A 15,163-nucleotide genomic window follows, 5' to 3' on the forward strand; every position below is an offset into this window, starting at 1 on the left:
GCTGATCGGCAACTGCATAATTTCAACCATCAAAACCCTATAAGCATTCTCATGGCCTTATTTTCTGCCCCACCACAGTCTCTCTGTATTTTGCGCCTTTCTGCGATTGGCGATGTTTGCAATGCCATCGCCGCTGTTCAAGCTATTCGCCAGCAATGGCCAAAAACACAACTGACATGGATAGCAGGGAAAGCCGAAGCCGCCCTTCTCACACCGTTATTACCCGATGTCACCGTGATTGCTTTTGATAAGAAGCAAGGCTTTAAAGGGATGCAAGCTGTCTGGAAAGCGTTAAAAGGCCAACGCTTCGATGCGCTACTTCATATGCAAAGCGCAATCAGAGCGAGCATGTTATCTGTCGGGATCAAAGCCAAATACAAACTGGGGTTTGATAAAGCCCGGGCCAGTGATTTGCAGCAGTGGTTTACCAATGTAAAAGTGCCATCACCAGCGTCTCCGCATGTGCTAGACGGTTTCATGGCCTTCACTGAAGCACTAGGCTTAAAGCCTCAAGTACCGACATGGACACTGCCGCTGTCTGAAAGCGACATCGCATGGGCAAAAGGTCAGTTATCCACGAAGCCGGCCCTCGTGGTTGCCCCTGCCGCGAGCAAAGCCTTTAAAAACTGGACGGCGGAAGGTTACGCAGGTGTGATTGAGCATGCACTCGACAAAGGATTCAATGTCATCTTAGCGGGCGGCCCTGGCAAAATTGAGGTGGAACTCGGCCAAGCCATAGAAAATCGCCTTACCCGCCCTGTCACCAATTTGATTGGTAAAACAACACTTCTACAGCTGCTGGCACTTGAGCAGGAAGCAGATTTAGTCTTGGCACCCGATAGTGGCCCGGCGCACCTTGCCAATGCAGTGAACACACCCGTTATTGGTTTATACGCGCACCACAATCCGGCGCGAACAGGGCCTTACAACTGGCGACACTATGTCGTGAGCGTATATGCAGAGGCGATTGAAGCCGAAACAGGCAAATCAGCGAATGAAGTGTCTTGGCGAACACGCGTGAAAGACGATACCGCTATGCAAAGAATAACCATTGATGAGGTGATCTCGCGTTTTGATGAAGTCATCCAAAAAGAGGAAATCGGCTCATGAGCCAGAATCAAACTCGCGCCTCGATCAGCGCAATCATCATCACCAAAAACGAAGAACAGATCCTGCCAGAGTGTTTAGCATCACTGGATTGGGTCGATGAAATCATCGTGGTGGATTCTGGCAGCACAGACAATACCGTCGCCATCGCCAAGCAAGCGGGTGCGAAAGTCTTCGTGAATGCTGAATGGCCGGGCTTTGGCAAACAAAAACAATTGGCGCAAAGCCATGCAACCAACGATTGGGTGCTTGCGATTGATGCAGATGAAGTCATCACGGATGCATTGAAAACCAGCATTCTAGCGGTATTAGAAAACCCGCCAGAGAAAACCCTGTTTGTGCTCCGTCGCACCACATGGGTATTTGGCCGCTTTCTTAAGCACTCTGGCTGGTACGATAAAATCGTTCGCTTCTACCCTCGTGAATTCGCCGGCTACAACGATGCCTTGGTTCACGAGAAAATCATTGAGCCAGAAGGCTGTCAGAAGCAAACCTTGAGCGGCGACATGCTGCACTACTCATACCGCGACTTGCACCAGTACCTTGTGAAATCCGCATTCTATGCAAAATCATGGGCAGATGGTCGTCAGGCGCGAGGGAAGAAAAGCAGCATCGGGCAAGGTGTCACTCACGCGATTGGCTGCTTTTTGAAGATGTATCTATTAAAGCGTGGTTTTCTCGATGGTAAACAAGGCTTCTTGATTGCCGTGCTCTCAGCGCACTCAACGTTCGTGAAATACGCCGACCTTTGGATCAGAGAAAACGACAGCCGCGCCCCATAAGCCTCAAAGTACGCGCTGAAGAAACGCTAGCGAGTCTGGCAAAATAGTATCAACGTCGATTTTCGACATGTCTGCTGCCACATCTTTGTCTTTGTCTGCTGGCGGTGCAAAGGCAAGGTGGCGGCCTTCACTGTTGATGGGTTGCCATCTCAACGGCGTCGCGCTGCGCTTTGCGGGGAAAAAGCCGATCGTCGGCACATCCACCGTTGCCGCGATATGCAACGGCCCGGTTGAGCCCGCAATGAAGGCACTTGCGCAGGCAATTGAACGCGTAAAGTCTTGCAGGCCATCGTTCTTATCGTAAATCACCGACTGCACATCACCTTGTGCCAACAACGCTTTCAGCTCTGTCGCTTTTTCTTCTTCACCCGGCCCTGCTGTTAATACCACATCCATATCAACATGTTGAACGATACCCGATACCAGCGCCGTGTATTGCTCAAGTGATAAGTTGTTCGCCGAGCCGCCGCTGCCAGCATGAACAAATAGCCAAGGTTTCTCTGAGTCAAGCGACAGTGAGGTCGTCAGCTTTTGGCGCTGAGCTTGAAGCGTATCAGCGTTAAACGCTAAATAAGGCGCAACGGGTTCAACGGCCTTGATGCCTTGTTTCGCCAAGAAAGCACGCACCAAATCAAGGTTATATTCAAACTCTGGTTTGGCAGATTGAGAGCGACGCTGCTTGATGCGGTGGTTATAAAGAAGCTGAGAGATTTTCGTTGCAGGCGCTAAACGGAACGGGACGCCCGCTTTCCAGACTAAACCTGCATTGTAGCTGTCTGAAAACAAGCAAATTGACGCGTCAAACTGTTGTGCCTTGATGTCAGCAATCAATGCTTTCTTGCTCAACTTATCCGCATTTTTCCCACAATCTACTAACACCTTATCAATCGATGGACACAACGCCGCAAGTGCTTTGGTGTATGGCGGCACCAACGCTGTGATTTCAGTATTGGGCTGAGATTGCTTCAACATGGCAAAAGCAGGCCACGCCAACATGAAATCACCGATTTTATCGTTGCGAATGACAAGGATTTTTTTCATTTTGTGTCCTAGTTTACGGTTCTTAGTCCCGATCATACCGAATAGTGCTGATTAAGCCATAGCGAGGTAGTAGGCTAGAGGTCTGAACCTTATTTTCGATGCGCTGCGTATTATGTTCACCAAAAAATAATGATATTTTGGTAGCATGTCGCCAGTTTAAAAGATGGCAGGAATAATCAGTGAGCAAGAAAGCCCTGACTCGGGTTATATACCCAGGCACTTTTGATCCAATCACAAACGGTCACACCGAAATCGTTAGCCGTGCCGCATCCATGTTTGATGAAGTCATCGTGGGAATTGCAGCCAGCCCAAGCAAAAAACCCTTGTTTGAGCTCGAAGCACGTGTCGCCTTCGCCAAAGAGGTAACAAAACACCTCGACAACGTTTCTGTTGTGGGTTTTTCTGGCCTGCTTGTCGACTTCGCAAAACAGTATCAAGCAAACATTTTGGTTCGTGGTCTGCGTGCGGTTTCAGATTTTGAATATGAGTTCCAACTCGCCAACATGAACCGACGTTTGATGCCAGAACTAGAAAGCGTTTTCCTCACGCCGTCGGAAGAGAATTCATTTATTTCTTCCACGCTAGTGAAAGAAGTCGCCCTGCATGGTGGAGACACCAGTGGCTTCGTGCATCAATCCGTGCTCAAAGCGATGCAAGCGGTTCTCAAAAAACCGGAATAAGCTAACGTTAACGAGCACAAAAAAGCCCACTCTCGCAGCGGGCTTTTTTATACGTATGACTCGGCACTGTCTGATCAAATCTGACAATCAGGGCAAAATACCGTGTTTCGCTGCCCTATCTTCACACTTTCAAGTTCAGTCCCGCATGCAGGACAAGGCTTTCCCTGATTGCCGTAAACTTGAAGCTCTTGCGCAAAATAGCCAGGCTTACCGTCCGCCTGCTTAAAATCTTTTAGCGTTGTGCCGCCTTGCTCAATCGCCGTTGCCAGCACTGATTTAATGTCAGCGACGAAGCGATGAGCGTCCTCTAGGCTCAACTGGCCCGCTTGGCGCTTAGGATGAATGCGGGACATAAACAATGATTCATTGGCATAAATGTTACCTACACCAACCACCACCGCGTTATCCATAATGAATTGCTTGATAGGTGTACGCTTATTTCGGCTTCGCTCAAACAAATATTCAGCCGTAAAATCATCCGTTAGTGGTTCAGGCCCTAGCTTTCCCAACACAGGATGGTCCAAACCATCATTGGGTTGCCATAACCACGCACCAAAGCGACGTGGATCGTTATAGCGGATCATCTCGCCCGAACTTAAATGCAGATCAACATGATCGTGCTTAGCGGGAGGCGATCCTTCAGGAATCACACGTAAACTGCCAGACATCCCGAGATGAACCAAAGCATATCCTACGTCTGTTTCAAGGATCAGATATTTTGCACGACGCTTCACCCCTCGAATCACCTGACCTTCCATGTCATGCAATTCTTCTGGCACTAGCCAGCGTAATTTGGGCTGTCGCACCTCGATTTTGGTAACGGTTTGACCTTTCGCATGGGGTTTAATGCCCATACGACTCACTTCGACTTCAGGTAATTCTGGCATGATCCATTGAACTAGTTGGAAAGTGGGAACAAGTAGTTTGGCTCAACCGACACCGCAAGCCAACGCTTTTCCCAGTTTTGGATGAGCCAAAACTGAGGCAATTCATAATATGTCAGGCGATAAGGTTCGAATTCATTGCCTAAATCAACCACCAAGGTAGACGGGGAGTGAAGACCAGGTTTGAGTTGTTCAAACATATCACCGCTGATTTCAGTGCCGGAGAGGTTAAGCCAGCGATTCGCTAACTCTGTGGCTGACACATCCAAAGGACGATCTGTTTGCCACGGCAAGCCTTGAGTAAGTGTGAATTGAGGGAATTGGAGCGCTTTAATGGCAGCACTTTCTGGTACTAACGCAATCACACCATCAGGCAGCACTTGAGCCACCTCTTGTGATGCGCTGTTTTCAGCGAGTTTTGCGCGGATGTAGTCCGGCAGATGCATCATGGCGATAAACACCAAGGTGCCAATAATGAGGATGTTATTAAAGGTACGGCGGGAGATTCTTCCCATTTGATTCGTCCACGCTAATGCCATTACAAGATATTAGCAGTGTATATCTGGAACTTGCTGATTTACAGATATAAAAAAACCCAGCCTAAGCCGGGTTTTTATCGAAGTCGAAAACCAATTACTTGATTTTAGCTTCTTTGTACATAACGTGTTGGCGAACAACTGGATCAAATTTCTTGATCTCAAATTTGCCTGGCATGTTACGTTTGTTTTTGTCAGTAGTGTAGAAGTGGCCTGTACCAGCAGATGATACTAGACGGATCTTCTCACGAATGCCTTTAGCCATTCTTTAAATCCTCTTAAACGTTCTCACCACGGGCGCGGATGTCTGTAAGAACAGCATCAATGCCTTTCTTGTCGATGATGCGCATACCTTTAGGGGTAAGACGCAGTTTAACGAAGCGGTTTTCGCTTTCTACCCAGAAACGATGAGTTTGCAGGTTCGGCAGAAAACGACGCTTGGTGGCGTTACGTGCGTGAGAACGGTTGTTACCCGTTACAGGACGCTTGCCAGTTACTTGGCATACTCGTGACATGAATGTCTCTCCAAATCGTTTCAGCTCGATATCAACCTTGTCCACCAGTCCTGCAAAAACAAGGTCTAGCTCTAGGTCAAGGCTATCAAAGGTGGCGCATTATACTAACTGTATTTGCATTGCTCAAGTCCCGAGCAGATCCTTTTGTCATTTTTTGATCGTTTTTTAACAGCTTTTCCGTGAAAAGCTTATATCCAGCCGCGTTCAGCGAAGGAGACAACTTCTCCATCGCCTATCACCATGTGATCGAGCAGCCGAATATCAACCAACGACAACGCATCCGCAATCCGCGATGTGATATGACGGTCAGCAGGGCTTGGTTCAGCAATACCAGATGGGTGATTATGAGCCAAAATCACTGCGTTTGCATGCACTTCCAACGCCCGTCTTACAACTTCTCTTGGATAAACCCCTGCAGCATTGATGGTTCCTTCAAAAAGAATCTCATCTTTTATAGGACGGTTTTGATTATCTAAGTACAAGACAAGAAAGGCTTCTCGCGGTCTATCCCGTAATTTTGCACAGAGATATCTCGCAGTATGAGAGGGGCTAGCCAATGCATCTTCACGCGTCATAATTTCATGTAAATGCCGCTTACTCAGCTCTAAAACGGCCTGCAATTGTGCATATTTTGCCGATCCCAGTCCTTTTCTTTGACTAAATTGCGCTAAATTTGCCTGCATCAAGCCACGCAATGAACCAAAATCATCGAGAAGATACCCAGCAAGCTCGATGGCATTCATGCCAGACACCCCAGTACGTAGAAATATAGCGAGCAGCTCTGCATCTGATAATGATTCGGGGCCTTTTGCCAATAATTTCTCGCGAGGCCGACTTTCTTCAGGTAAACATTTTAGCGACAAAAGAACATTCCTTGCAGGCAAAACCGCCAGAATCGACACTCTTTTATTGTTCATCAAGCCCAGTACAACAAGAATGCGAACCACCTAGTCAAGCCTGTCACTGAGCGGCTTCGTGATTACATTTCCATTAGGAATACCTCCCCTTTCACAATCATCAGCGCCCAACAGGTGATTAATGCCCATTTATGATATCTTTCAAACCATTCACCCATTGGCTTACTTGGTTATGGCTCAAAAAATCACGCAATCTTTATCTGGAAAGCGCATTGTCTTGGGAATTGGCGGCGGGATTGCTGCTTATAAATGTGCAGATCTCACTCGTCGACTGATTGAACGCGGTGCGGATGTGCGCGTTGTCATGACAAATGCAGCAAAAGAATTCATCACCCCGTTAACGATGCAAGCCGTCTCAGGACACCCTGTTTCGGACAGTTTGCTCGACCCTGCTGCAGAAGCGTCAATGGGTCACATCGAAATCGCTAAATGGGCAGACTTGATACTGCTCGCCCCTGCAACCGCAGATTTAATTGCACGTTTAGCGGCTGGCATGGGGAATGACCTGCTTACCACCGTGTGCCTAGCCACCGATGCACCGGTTGCCATCGCGCCAGCGATGAACCAGCAAATGTACCGCGCCGTTGCTACGCAAGAAAATCTCGCCACACTTACACGACGCAACCACCCTATTTGGGGACCGGCGAGCGGCGAGCAAGCGTGCGGTGATATCGGCATGGGAAGAATGCTTGAGCCGCTTCAATTGGTCGCATTGATTGAAGACCACTTTGCAGAAGGCGACCTTCTTGGTTCATCATTTTTGATCACAGCAGGCCCAACGCGCGAAGCCATTGACCCGGTTCGCTACCTGTCCAATCACAGTTCAGGAAAAATGGGATACGCCATTGCGGCGGCGGCGGCGAAGCGCGGTGCAAACGTCACGCTCGTGAGCGGCCCTGTGAACCTTCCAACGCCAGCCAACGTGACTCGTGTGGATGTGCAAAGTGCAGAAGAGATGTATGCAGCCGTCCAACATCACGCTGGCGAGCACCAAATTTTCATCGCGTGCGCTGCAGTGGCAGATTTCAAGCCTGCGAGTGCTGCAAACCAAAAAATGAAGAAGAAAGACGGTCACGACGAGATGACCCTCACGCTTGTAAAGAACCCCGATATTGTTGCTTCGGTCGCTGCCATGAAAGCAAACCGACCATTCACTGTCGGGTTCGCAGCAGAAACCCAAGATGTAGAGCAATATGCTCGCGGTAAACTTACGAAGAAGAAGCTAGATCTGATTTGTGCGAACGATGTGTCGCAGCAAGGACAAGGCTTCAACAGCGACCAAAATGCGCTGCATTTATATTGGCCAAATGGCGACAAAGCACTGCCATTGGCAAACAAATCCGATATCGGCCATCAGTTAGTCAGTGAAATAGTGTCGCTGTTTAACAGTGACAAATAAGCAACCAGTGGAACCTTGTTATGAAAAAAATTGATCTAAAAATTCTCGACCCACGTGTAGGCAAAGAATTCCCACTTCCAGCGTATGCGACAGAAGGTTCAGCAGGTTTGGATTTACGCGCTTGTCTTGACGAGCCACTGACACTGGAACCTGGCCAAACACAACTGATCCCAACGGGCCTTGCGATTCATATTGCAGACCCATCGATTGCAGCAACCATCTTGCCGCGTTCAGGCCTCGGTCATAAGCACGGTGTGGTATTAGGTAACCTTGTTGGCTTGATCGATTCAGATTACCAAGGGCAATTAATGGTCTCTTGCTGGAATCGTGGGCAAGACACTTTTATTATTGAACCAGGTGAGCGTATTGCACAGATGGTCTTCGTGCCGGTTATCCAAGCTGAATTCAACCTTGTTGAAGATTTTGATGCTACTGAACGTGGTGCCGGAGGTTTTGGGCACTCAGGTACGAAATAGTAGTGTTAACTTGGTGAAAAACCACAAAAACGCCACCGATCTGTGGCGTTTTTTATGCGTCATTCACGCTTTTGTTATTTGTGATAGGCAAGGGCTCGGCGAAGGTGCATTATTCTTTTAATACAGTGTGTACGTCGTTAAGATACCCGCTCCACAGCCGAGATTTGGGTCAAAGACCCTCATAACAACAAAGGAACCATCTATTCATGGCTGGCCAAAAAAAGCAGAACCGCCGCGAAGAAATTCTTCAGGCTCTGGCTCAAATGCTGGAGTCCACCCAAGGCAGTCAACGCATAACTACCGCCAAGCTTGCAGCACAGGTTGGTGTGTCAGAAGCGGCACTTTATCGCCACTTTCCAAGTAAAGCGCGCATGTTCGAGGGATTGATTGAGTTTATTGAAGAATCACTCATCACTCGTATTAACCGCATTTTGAACGAAGAAAAAGACACGCTCACTCGCCTGCGTCTTATTCTTCAACTGCTTTTGGTATTTGGTGAACGCAACCCAGGCCTGACACGCATCATGACAGGTCACGCCTTGATGTTTGAACAAGACAGATTGCAAGGCCGTATCAACCAGTTGTTCGAAAAGATTGAAAGCCAACTTCGCCAAGTATTAAGAGAGCGCCGCTTACGTGAAGGGAAAGGCTTCCCTGTTGACGAGTCCATTCTGGCAGCACAACTGCTAGGCCAAGTGGAAGGTAGCTTGAACCGTTTCGTACGTTCAAGTTTCAAATACCCGCCAACGGCGGATTTTGACCAATACTGGCAACTCCTCAGCGCTCAACTTGACTAATTTGTCGCTAAAAACATTAAAAAAGGCTGCATCATGCAGCCTTTTTCGTTGATCCATGTTCAGAAAACAATCACTGCTGACTGTCCGAAATAGACGCTAGATACCATATTCTGCACGATATGCTTTTACCGCGTCTAAGTGCTCAGGGTTGCCACCTTGTTCTTCAAGGTAAGTCACCAAATCACCCAAGCTGACAATCGACACCACTTTGCAGCCAAAGTCGCGCTCAACTTCTTGGATCGCAGACAATTCGCCTTTACCGCGCTCTTGACGGTCAATCGCCACCAAAACACCCGCCAAATCTGCACCATTTGCCTGAATGATTTCCATGGATTCGCGAATCGCCGTGCCCGCAGTGATCACATCGTCAACCAACATGACACGTCCTTCCAGCACGCTGCCGACTAAGCTGCCGCCTTCACCGTGCGTTTTTGCCTCTTTACGGTTGAAGCAATATGGTGTGTCGATGTCATGGTGCTCTGCCAACGCCACCGCGGTGGTGGTGGCAATTGGAATGCCTTTGTACGCAGGGCCAAACAACAGATCGTAGTCAATCTTCGCATCCACTAACGCTTCTGCGTAGAAACGGCCAAGACGCGCCAAATCCCGACCTGTATTAAATAGGCCAGCATTAAAGAAGTAAGGGCTCTTACGGCCAGACTTCAAAGTGAACTCACCGAACTTCAAAACGTGTTTTTCCAATGCGAACTCGATGAATTGACGCTGATAGGCTTTCATTTTTTCTCCTGTCGATCTGAATGGGTGTTTAACCCGTCTTTCCATGAGGCGATCTGTCGCCTCCTCAAATTTTGCTTAAAAAAAAGCGGCTCCAGTAGAAGCCGCTCTTTCATCAATCTATTAGCGATGCTTTCTGAATCACGATGATGTCTTCAATGCCCTTATTGGCCAGCGACAACATGGCATTCAATTCTTCTGCCGTAAACGGTTCACCTTCCGCGGTGCCCTGCACTTCAATCATGCGGCCATCTTCTAGCATGACAACATTCATGTCAGTTTCAGCGGCGGAGTCTTCAAGATACTCAAGGTCGCAGATTGGCGTACCTTCATAGATGCCGACAGAAACAGCAGCAACGTGGCCCTTCATTGGGTTTGCTTTCAGTTTACCTTCAGCAACCAGTTTGTTGAGCGCATCCGCCATTGCAACGCTTGCACCCGAAATAGAGGCAGTGCGTGTGCCACCGTCCGCTTGAATAACGTCACAGTCAACGGTAATAGTGAAATCACCCAGTTGATCAAGGTTTACCGCTGCACGAAGGCTACGCGCGATAAGACGTTGGATTTCCATGGTACGACCGCCTTGCTTGCCGTTCGCCGCTTCACGACGGTTACGGGTGTGGGTCGCACGTGGCAGCATGCCGTATTCAGCAGTGATCCAGCCTTGGCCTTTACCTTTTAGAAAACGCGGCACGCCTTCTTCAACGGTTGCGGTACAGATGACTTTCGTGTCGCCAAACTCCACCAACACAGAGCCTTCCGCATGTGCGGTAAAATGACGTGTCATGGTTACTGGACGAATTTGACCAACTTCTCTTCCGCTAGGACGCATAGGGTTCCACCTGTAATAAACTGCTGAATTTCGTTAACCCGCGATTATAGCGATTTCGGTCTAGTCACGCTAACACTAACCACAAGTGAACGGTTTTTTCTCATCTCATGCGCCATGTGGCTGACACCTTGCCAAGCAACTGCGTATAATCACATCAACATTGATAAAAGAGTGAACTTCGATGATCCACAGTATGACTGCCTACGCCCGTCGGGAAATTAAGGGCACATGGGGCTCCGCCGTTTGGGAAATCCGCTCGGTGAACCAACGCTACCTCGAAACCTATATCCGCATGCCAGAGCAGTTCCGTGGCCTAGAACCTATCGTTCGTGAACGCTTTCGTCAGCGCCTAGCGCGCGGCAAAGTGGAATGTAACCTGCGCTTTGAAGCCAACGCTTCATCGAACACTGAGCTGAAGATTAACGAAGCGCTCGCAAAGCAGGTTATTCATGCGGCGAAGTGGATCAAAGAGATGTCTGGCGAAGGCAACATTGGTCCATTCCAAGTTCTGCAATGGCCGGGCGTGATGGAAGCACCAGAACAAGACATGGATCTGGTGAACAAAGCCTTACTAGAAGGCTTCGATGAAGCGGTTAACGATTTCATCGCCGCACGTGCAAGCGAAGGCGACAACATGAAAGCGCTTATCGAGCAGCGTCTTGAAGCCATCGATGCGGAAGTCGTGAAAGTGCGCGCCAAAATGCCAGAAATTCTAAACTGGCAGCGCGAGCGTCTGATCACCAAGCTGGACGATGCGAAAATCGAACTTGATGCAAACCGCGTAGAGCAAGAAATCATCCTGCTGGCACAAAAATCAGATGTGGCAGAAGAACTCGATCGCCTGGACTCCCACGTATCAGAAACCAAGAAAATCCTGAAAAAAGGAGGCGCATGTGGTCGCCGCTTGGATTTCATGATGCAAGAATTCAACCGCGAATCGAACACCCTCGCGTCGAAATCCATCAGCACTGAGATCACTGCATCAGGCGTTGAATTGAAAGTGCTTATCGAGCAAATGCGCGAACAAATTCAGAATATCGAATAATTCTTACCGTTATTCTCAGAGCCCAGCCACCCCTCTGGGCTTTTTCTTTTAAGATCAGTCTTATCAATTTGCGTTATCCTAAGATCAATCACGGTTGAATCTCGCGCATCACCCTTGTTGAAAAAGTCGCTTATTGGCAATTTGCCAAATGATAACGTCAGCAATGAAAAGCGCCGCCATTCATACCGCGATGGACATAAAAGGAAAATTCAAATTTTGCGCAGTCCGTGGTAATCTGCGCGCCCTTTAACCTCACAGTGATTTAAACCATGAGCCAAGGTACGCTTTATATCGTTTCAGCGCCTAGCGGAGCCGGCAAATCAAGCCTGATTTCGGCCCTGTTAAAAGACAACCCTCGTTACGACGTGAAAGTGTCTGTTTCTCACACCACCCGTGCAACACGCCCGGGCGAAGAGAACGGCATTCACTACCATTTCGTCGCCGTTGATGAATTTAAAGCGTTGATCGAGCAAGATGCGTTTTTGGAACATGCAGAAGTCTTCGGCAATTTCTATGGCACGTCACGCCTGTGGATTGAAGAAATGCTGGCAAAAGGTGTCGACATTTTCTTGGATATTGACTGGCAAGGTGCACAGCAAATTCGTCAGAAAATGCCGAAAGCGAAAAGTATCTTTATTCTGCCACCGAGCAAAGAAGAGCTTGAGCGCCGCCTGAATGCACGTGGACAAGACGCTGATGAGGTCATCGCGAAGCGCATGGAAGAAGCCCGTTCTGAAATCTCACACTATAACGAGTACGATTACGTGATTGTGAATGATGATTTCGACGTTGCTTTAATGGACATGAAAGCCATTCTCCGCGCCGAGCGAATGAAGCAAGACAAGCAAGCTAGCAAATATCACGACATGCTCGACAGATTGCTGGCACAATAAATACCAAAGCCACCGAAGATGCTTGTTGTTTAGCGCCAAGCGCTTTTGTATAATTTTCGGTCATCTTGATTTTTTTACTTATTGGAGTTCTTCATGGCACGCGTAACCGTTCAAGACGCTGTTGAAAAAATTGGCAACCGTTTCGACCTAGTATTGGTAGCCGCTCGCCGTGCACGCCAAATGCAAACTGGTGGTAAAGACGCACTGGTTCAGGAAGAGAACGATAAGCAAACTGTTATCGCTCTGCGCGAGATCGAGGAAGGCTTGATCACGAAAGACGTTCTAGATGCACGTGAGCGTCAAGAGCAGCAAGAGCAAGAAGCGGCTGAAATGGCTGCAGTAAGCACAATTTCAGGCTCACTTCGCTAATCTAACTTCAGGGAAACAGGCCGTTTGTATCTCTTTGATAGCCTGAAAGAAGTCGCCGCACAATACTTGCCGGAGTCGCACTTAGAGGCACTCCGGCAAGCGTATTTGGTGGCGCGTGATGCCCACGAAGGGCAAAGCCGCTCCAGTGGCGAACCTTACATTATTCATCCCATTGCCGTAGCGCGTATTCTTGCGGAGATGCGTCTCGACCACGAAACCTTGATGGCAGCCTTGCTCCATGACGTGATCGAAGACACTGAAGTCACCAAAGAAGACCTACAGCAACGATTCGGTGATAACGTCGCCGACCTCGTCGATGGCGTGTCTAAACTCGACAAACTCAAGTTTCGCGATCGCAAAGAAGCGCAGGCGGAAAACTTCCGCAAAATGATCATGGCCATGGCCCGTGACATTCGCGTCATCTTGATCAAATTGGCAGACCGTACGCACAACATGCGCACGCTCGGGGCACTTCGTCCTGATAAACGTCGCCGTATTGCTCGTGAAACCCTCGAGATTTTCTCTCCTTTGGCGCACCGCCTTGGTATCCACAACATCAAAGTTGAGCTTGAAGAGCTTGGCTTCGAAGCCTTGTACCCAACCCGCTATCGCGTGTTGAAGGAAGTGGTGATTCAAGCGCGCGGTAACCGCAAAGAGATGATCCAAAAAATCCATGCAGAAATCGAAGGCCGTCTTGAAGACGCAGGCATTCGCGCCTCTGTACTTGGCCGTGAGAAGAACCTTTACTCCATCTACAACAAGATGAAGAACAAAGAGCAACGCTTCCACACCATCATGGATTTGTACGCGTTTCGCGTGATTGTTGATGATTTAGATACCTGCTACCGCGTGCTGGGACAGATGCACAATCTGTACAAGCCACGTCCAGGTCGCATGAAAGATTACATCGCCGTGCCTAAAGCCAACGGCTACCAATCGCTGCATACGTCAATGATTGGTCCGCACGGTGTTCCTGTCGAAGTACAAATTCGTACCGAAGACATGGATCAAATGGCAGACAAAGGTGTTGCTGCACACTGGGCTTATAAAGACGGTGCTGAACGCGTTCAAGGCGGCACAACAGCACAAGTGCGTGCACAACGTTGGATGCAAAGCCTGCTTGAGCTTCAGCAAAGTGCGGGCAGCTCATTCGAATTCATCGAAAACGTCAAATCTGACTTGTTCCCAGATGAACTCTTTGTGTTCACGCCAAAAGGTCGCATCGTTGAATTGCCTGTCGGCGCAACCGCCGTCGACTTCGCGTATGCCGTGCATACGGATGTCGGTAACTCGTGCGTCGGTGCGCGTGTTAACCGCAATTCCTACCCGCTCAGCCAACCGCTGAAAAACGGTCAAGCGATCGAGATCATTACCGCACCGGGCGCACGTCCAAACGCGGCATGGTTAAACTATGTCGTGACATCACGCGCACGCACCAAAATTCGTCAGGTGCTAAAAACCAAGCGTCGTGAAGAATCTGTCATTCTTGGCCGTCGATTGCTTAACCATGCGCTAGGCGACACCAACATTCAGGATGTTGATACTGCAAACATCGACAAAGTGCTCAAAGACCTAAAGCTGGATGAGTTGGAAGACTTGTTGGCAGCGATTGGTTTGGGCGAACTGATGAGCGTGGTGATCGCGAAACGCCTACTTGGTGATGCTGACAGCCTTGAGCAACAAGGTGGCTGTCTGCCGATTCGTGGTGCTGATGGCATCTTGCTAACGTATGCAAATTGCTGTCGTCCCATTCCGGGAGACCCGGTTATTGCGCACGTCAGCCCGGGTAAAGGTTTGGTTATTCACCGTGAAGAATGTGCCAACATCCGTGGTTACCGTCAGGAGCCGGATAAGTACATGGCGGTAGAATGGGGCGATGACATTGACCAAGAATTTGCGACAGGCCTGCGTGTTGACATGCTCAACCACCAAGGTGCATTGGCAGACTTAACCAACACCATTGCTGCAACCGGCTCAAACATTCAAGGTTTGACCACGGAAGAGCGCGATGGCCGTTTGTATACCATCTACGTCAAACTCACTACCAAAGACCGCATTCACCTTGCGAACATCATGCGTCGTATTCGTGTCATGCCAAACGTGGTGAAAGTCAGCCGTCAGAAAAACTGATCGCTGTCTCGACGATAAACATTCA

The 15,163-nt window shown here is 48.9% G+C and carries 18 protein-coding genes; 10 read left to right on the forward strand and 8 right to left on the reverse strand.

Features of this window, described 5'->3' with window-relative positions:
- Positions 1–51 precede the first annotated feature (51 nt).
- Positions 52–1,110 (forward strand): glycosyltransferase family 9 protein, encoded by a 1,059-nt coding sequence (locus BM082_RS09640; protein ID WP_026025138.1) that lies wholly within the window; start codon positions 52–54, stop codon positions 1,108–1,110.
- Positions 1,107–1,889 (forward strand): glycosyltransferase family 2 protein, encoded by a 783-nt coding sequence (locus tag BM082_RS09645; protein WP_074926753.1) that lies wholly within the window; start codon positions 1,107–1,109, stop codon positions 1,887–1,889. Before BM082_RS09640 ends, BM082_RS09645 begins: the two co-directional genes overlap by 4 nt.
- A 3-nt stretch (positions 1,890–1,892) precedes the next feature.
- Here BM082_RS09645 and BM082_RS09650 read toward each other — a convergent pair whose 3' ends face one another.
- Positions 1,893–2,930 (reverse strand): glycosyltransferase family 9 protein, encoded by a 1,038-nt coding sequence (locus BM082_RS09650; protein WP_017016768.1) that lies wholly within the window; start codon positions 2,928–2,930, stop codon positions 1,893–1,895.
- A gap of 179 nt (positions 2,931–3,109) precedes the next feature.
- Between BM082_RS09650 and coaD the strand changes: the two genes are divergently transcribed.
- Complete coding sequence (coaD, locus tag BM082_RS09655; RefSeq protein ID WP_017016767.1) at positions 3,110–3,610, forward strand: pantetheine-phosphate adenylyltransferase; 501 nt, start codon at positions 3,110–3,112, stop codon at positions 3,608–3,610.
- Between the two features lie 74 nt (positions 3,611–3,684).
- Here the strand turns inward: coaD and mutM are convergent, their stop codons facing one another.
- The 5 genes from mutM to radC form a co-directional block, all read right to left on the reverse strand.
- Entirely contained in the window at positions 3,685–4,497 is an 813-nt protein-coding gene (gene mutM / locus BM082_RS09660) for a bifunctional DNA-formamidopyrimidine glycosylase/DNA-(apurinic or apyrimidinic site) lyase (protein WP_017009525.1), read from the reverse strand.
- An 11-nt stretch (positions 4,498–4,508) separates the two neighbouring features.
- The gene (locus tag BM082_RS09665) at positions 4,509–5,009 is read right to left on the reverse strand and encodes a hypothetical protein (RefSeq protein ID WP_017009524.1); all 501 of its coding nucleotides are present in this window, start codon (positions 5,007–5,009) and stop codon (positions 4,509–4,511) included.
- A 118-nt stretch (positions 5,010–5,127) separates the two neighbouring features.
- On the reverse strand, positions 5,128–5,295 hold the full coding sequence (gene rpmG / locus BM082_RS09670; protein WP_002535344.1) for a 50S ribosomal protein L33: 168 nt from the start codon (positions 5,293–5,295) through the stop codon (positions 5,128–5,130).
- 13 nt (positions 5,296–5,308) lie between these two features.
- Entirely contained in the window at positions 5,309–5,545 is a 237-nt protein-coding gene (gene rpmB / locus BM082_RS09675; RefSeq protein WP_016961892.1) for a 50S ribosomal protein L28, read from the reverse strand.
- Positions 5,546–5,733: 188 nt separating this feature from the next.
- On the reverse strand, positions 5,734–6,408 hold the full coding sequence (radC, locus tag BM082_RS09680) for a RadC family protein (RefSeq protein ID WP_026024539.1): 675 nt from the start codon (positions 6,406–6,408) through the stop codon (positions 5,734–5,736).
- Positions 6,409–6,634: 226 nt separating this feature from the next.
- On the opposite strand from radC, the gene coaBC reads away from it, so the two are divergent.
- From coaBC to slmA, 3 genes are all read left to right on the forward strand, one after another.
- Positions 6,635–7,861: a bifunctional phosphopantothenoylcysteine decarboxylase/phosphopantothenate--cysteine ligase CoaBC gene (coaBC, locus tag BM082_RS09685; protein ID WP_026025136.1), complete on the forward strand. Its 1,227-nt coding sequence runs from the start codon at positions 6,635–6,637 to the stop codon at positions 7,859–7,861.
- A 20-nt stretch (positions 7,862–7,881) separates the two neighbouring features.
- On the forward strand, positions 7,882–8,337 hold the full coding sequence (gene dut / locus BM082_RS09690; protein ID WP_017009521.1) for a dUTP diphosphatase: 456 nt from the start codon (positions 7,882–7,884) through the stop codon (positions 8,335–8,337).
- Between the two features lie 206 nt (positions 8,338–8,543).
- Positions 8,544–9,134 (forward strand): nucleoid occlusion factor SlmA, encoded by a 591-nt coding sequence (gene slmA, locus BM082_RS09695; RefSeq protein WP_017009520.1) that lies wholly within the window; start codon positions 8,544–8,546, stop codon positions 9,132–9,134.
- 96 nt (positions 9,135–9,230) lie between these two features.
- On the opposite strand, the gene pyrE is transcribed toward slmA, so the two are convergent.
- On the reverse strand, positions 9,231–9,872 hold the full coding sequence (gene pyrE / locus BM082_RS09700) for an orotate phosphoribosyltransferase (protein ID WP_017013117.1): 642 nt from the start codon (positions 9,870–9,872) through the stop codon (positions 9,231–9,233).
- 112 nt (positions 9,873–9,984) lie between these two features.
- Positions 9,985–10,701, reverse strand: a complete 717-nt coding sequence (gene rph, locus BM082_RS09705) for a ribonuclease PH (RefSeq protein ID WP_017009518.1) — start codon at positions 10,699–10,701, stop codon at positions 9,985–9,987.
- Between the two features lie 181 nt (positions 10,702–10,882).
- On the opposite strand from rph, the gene BM082_RS09710 reads away from it, so the two are divergent.
- The 4 genes from BM082_RS09710 (at position 10,883) to spoT (ending at position 15,138) form a co-directional block, all read left to right on the forward strand.
- Positions 10,883–11,746 (forward strand): YicC/YloC family endoribonuclease, encoded by an 864-nt coding sequence (locus BM082_RS09710; RefSeq protein WP_017009517.1) that lies wholly within the window; start codon positions 10,883–10,885, stop codon positions 11,744–11,746.
- Between the two features lie 269 nt (positions 11,747–12,015).
- Complete coding sequence (gmk, locus tag BM082_RS09715) at positions 12,016–12,639, forward strand: guanylate kinase (RefSeq protein WP_017009516.1); 624 nt, start codon at positions 12,016–12,018, stop codon at positions 12,637–12,639.
- Between the two features lie 93 nt (positions 12,640–12,732).
- Positions 12,733–13,008 (forward strand): DNA-directed RNA polymerase subunit omega, encoded by a 276-nt coding sequence (rpoZ, locus tag BM082_RS09720; protein WP_017009515.1) that lies wholly within the window; start codon positions 12,733–12,735, stop codon positions 13,006–13,008.
- A gap of 24 nt (positions 13,009–13,032) precedes the next feature.
- Complete coding sequence (gene spoT / locus BM082_RS09725) at positions 13,033–15,138, forward strand: bifunctional GTP diphosphokinase/guanosine-3',5'-bis pyrophosphate 3'-pyrophosphohydrolase (RefSeq protein ID WP_017016764.1); 2,106 nt, start codon at positions 13,033–13,035, stop codon at positions 15,136–15,138.
- Positions 15,139–15,163: the final 25 nt, after the last annotated feature.

The sequence above is a fragment of the Enterovibrio norvegicus DSM 15893 genome (assembly GCF_900115495.1).
GTDB lineage: Bacteria > Pseudomonadota > Gammaproteobacteria > Enterobacterales > Vibrionaceae > Enterovibrio > Enterovibrio norvegicus.

Coding starts and splice junctions, on each gene's coding strand:
- BM082_RS09640 (WP_026025138.1), top strand. CDS start 52: ATGGCCTTATTTTCTGCCCCACCACAGTCTCTCTGTATTTTGCGCCTT.
- BM082_RS09645 (WP_074926753.1), top strand. CDS start 1,107: ATGAGCCAGAATCAAACTCGCGCCTCGATCAGCGCAATCATCATCACC.
- BM082_RS09650 (WP_017016768.1), bottom strand. CDS start 2,930: ATGAAAAAAATCCTTGTCATTCGCAACGATAAAATCGGTGATTTCATG.
- mutM (WP_017009525.1), bottom strand. CDS start 4,497: ATGCCAGAATTACCTGAAGTCGAAGTGAGTCGTATGGGCATTAAACCC.
- BM082_RS09665 (WP_017009524.1), bottom strand. CDS start 5,009: ATGGGAAGAATCTCCCGCCGTACCTTTAATAACATCCTCATTATTGGC.
- rpmG (WP_002535344.1), bottom strand. CDS start 5,295: ATGGCTAAAGGCATTCGTGAGAAGATCCGTCTAGTATCATCTGCTGGT.
- rpmB (WP_016961892.1), bottom strand. CDS start 5,545: ATGTCACGAGTATGCCAAGTAACTGGCAAGCGTCCTGTAACGGGTAAC.
- coaBC (WP_026025136.1), top strand. CDS start 6,635: ATGGCTCAAAAAATCACGCAATCTTTATCTGGAAAGCGCATTGTCTTG.
- dut (WP_017009521.1), top strand. CDS start 7,882: ATGAAAAAAATTGATCTAAAAATTCTCGACCCACGTGTAGGCAAAGAA.
- slmA (WP_017009520.1), top strand. CDS start 8,544: ATGGCTGGCCAAAAAAAGCAGAACCGCCGCGAAGAAATTCTTCAGGCT.
- pyrE (WP_017013117.1), bottom strand. CDS start 9,872: ATGAAAGCCTATCAGCGTCAATTCATCGAGTTCGCATTGGAAAAACAC.
- rph (WP_017009518.1), bottom strand. CDS start 10,701: ATGCGTCCTAGCGGAAGAGAAGTTGGTCAAATTCGTCCAGTAACCATG.
- BM082_RS09710 (WP_017009517.1), top strand. CDS start 10,883: ATGATCCACAGTATGACTGCCTACGCCCGTCGGGAAATTAAGGGCACA.
- gmk (WP_017009516.1), top strand. CDS start 12,016: ATGAGCCAAGGTACGCTTTATATCGTTTCAGCGCCTAGCGGAGCCGGC.
- rpoZ (WP_017009515.1), top strand. CDS start 12,733: ATGGCACGCGTAACCGTTCAAGACGCTGTTGAAAAAATTGGCAACCGT.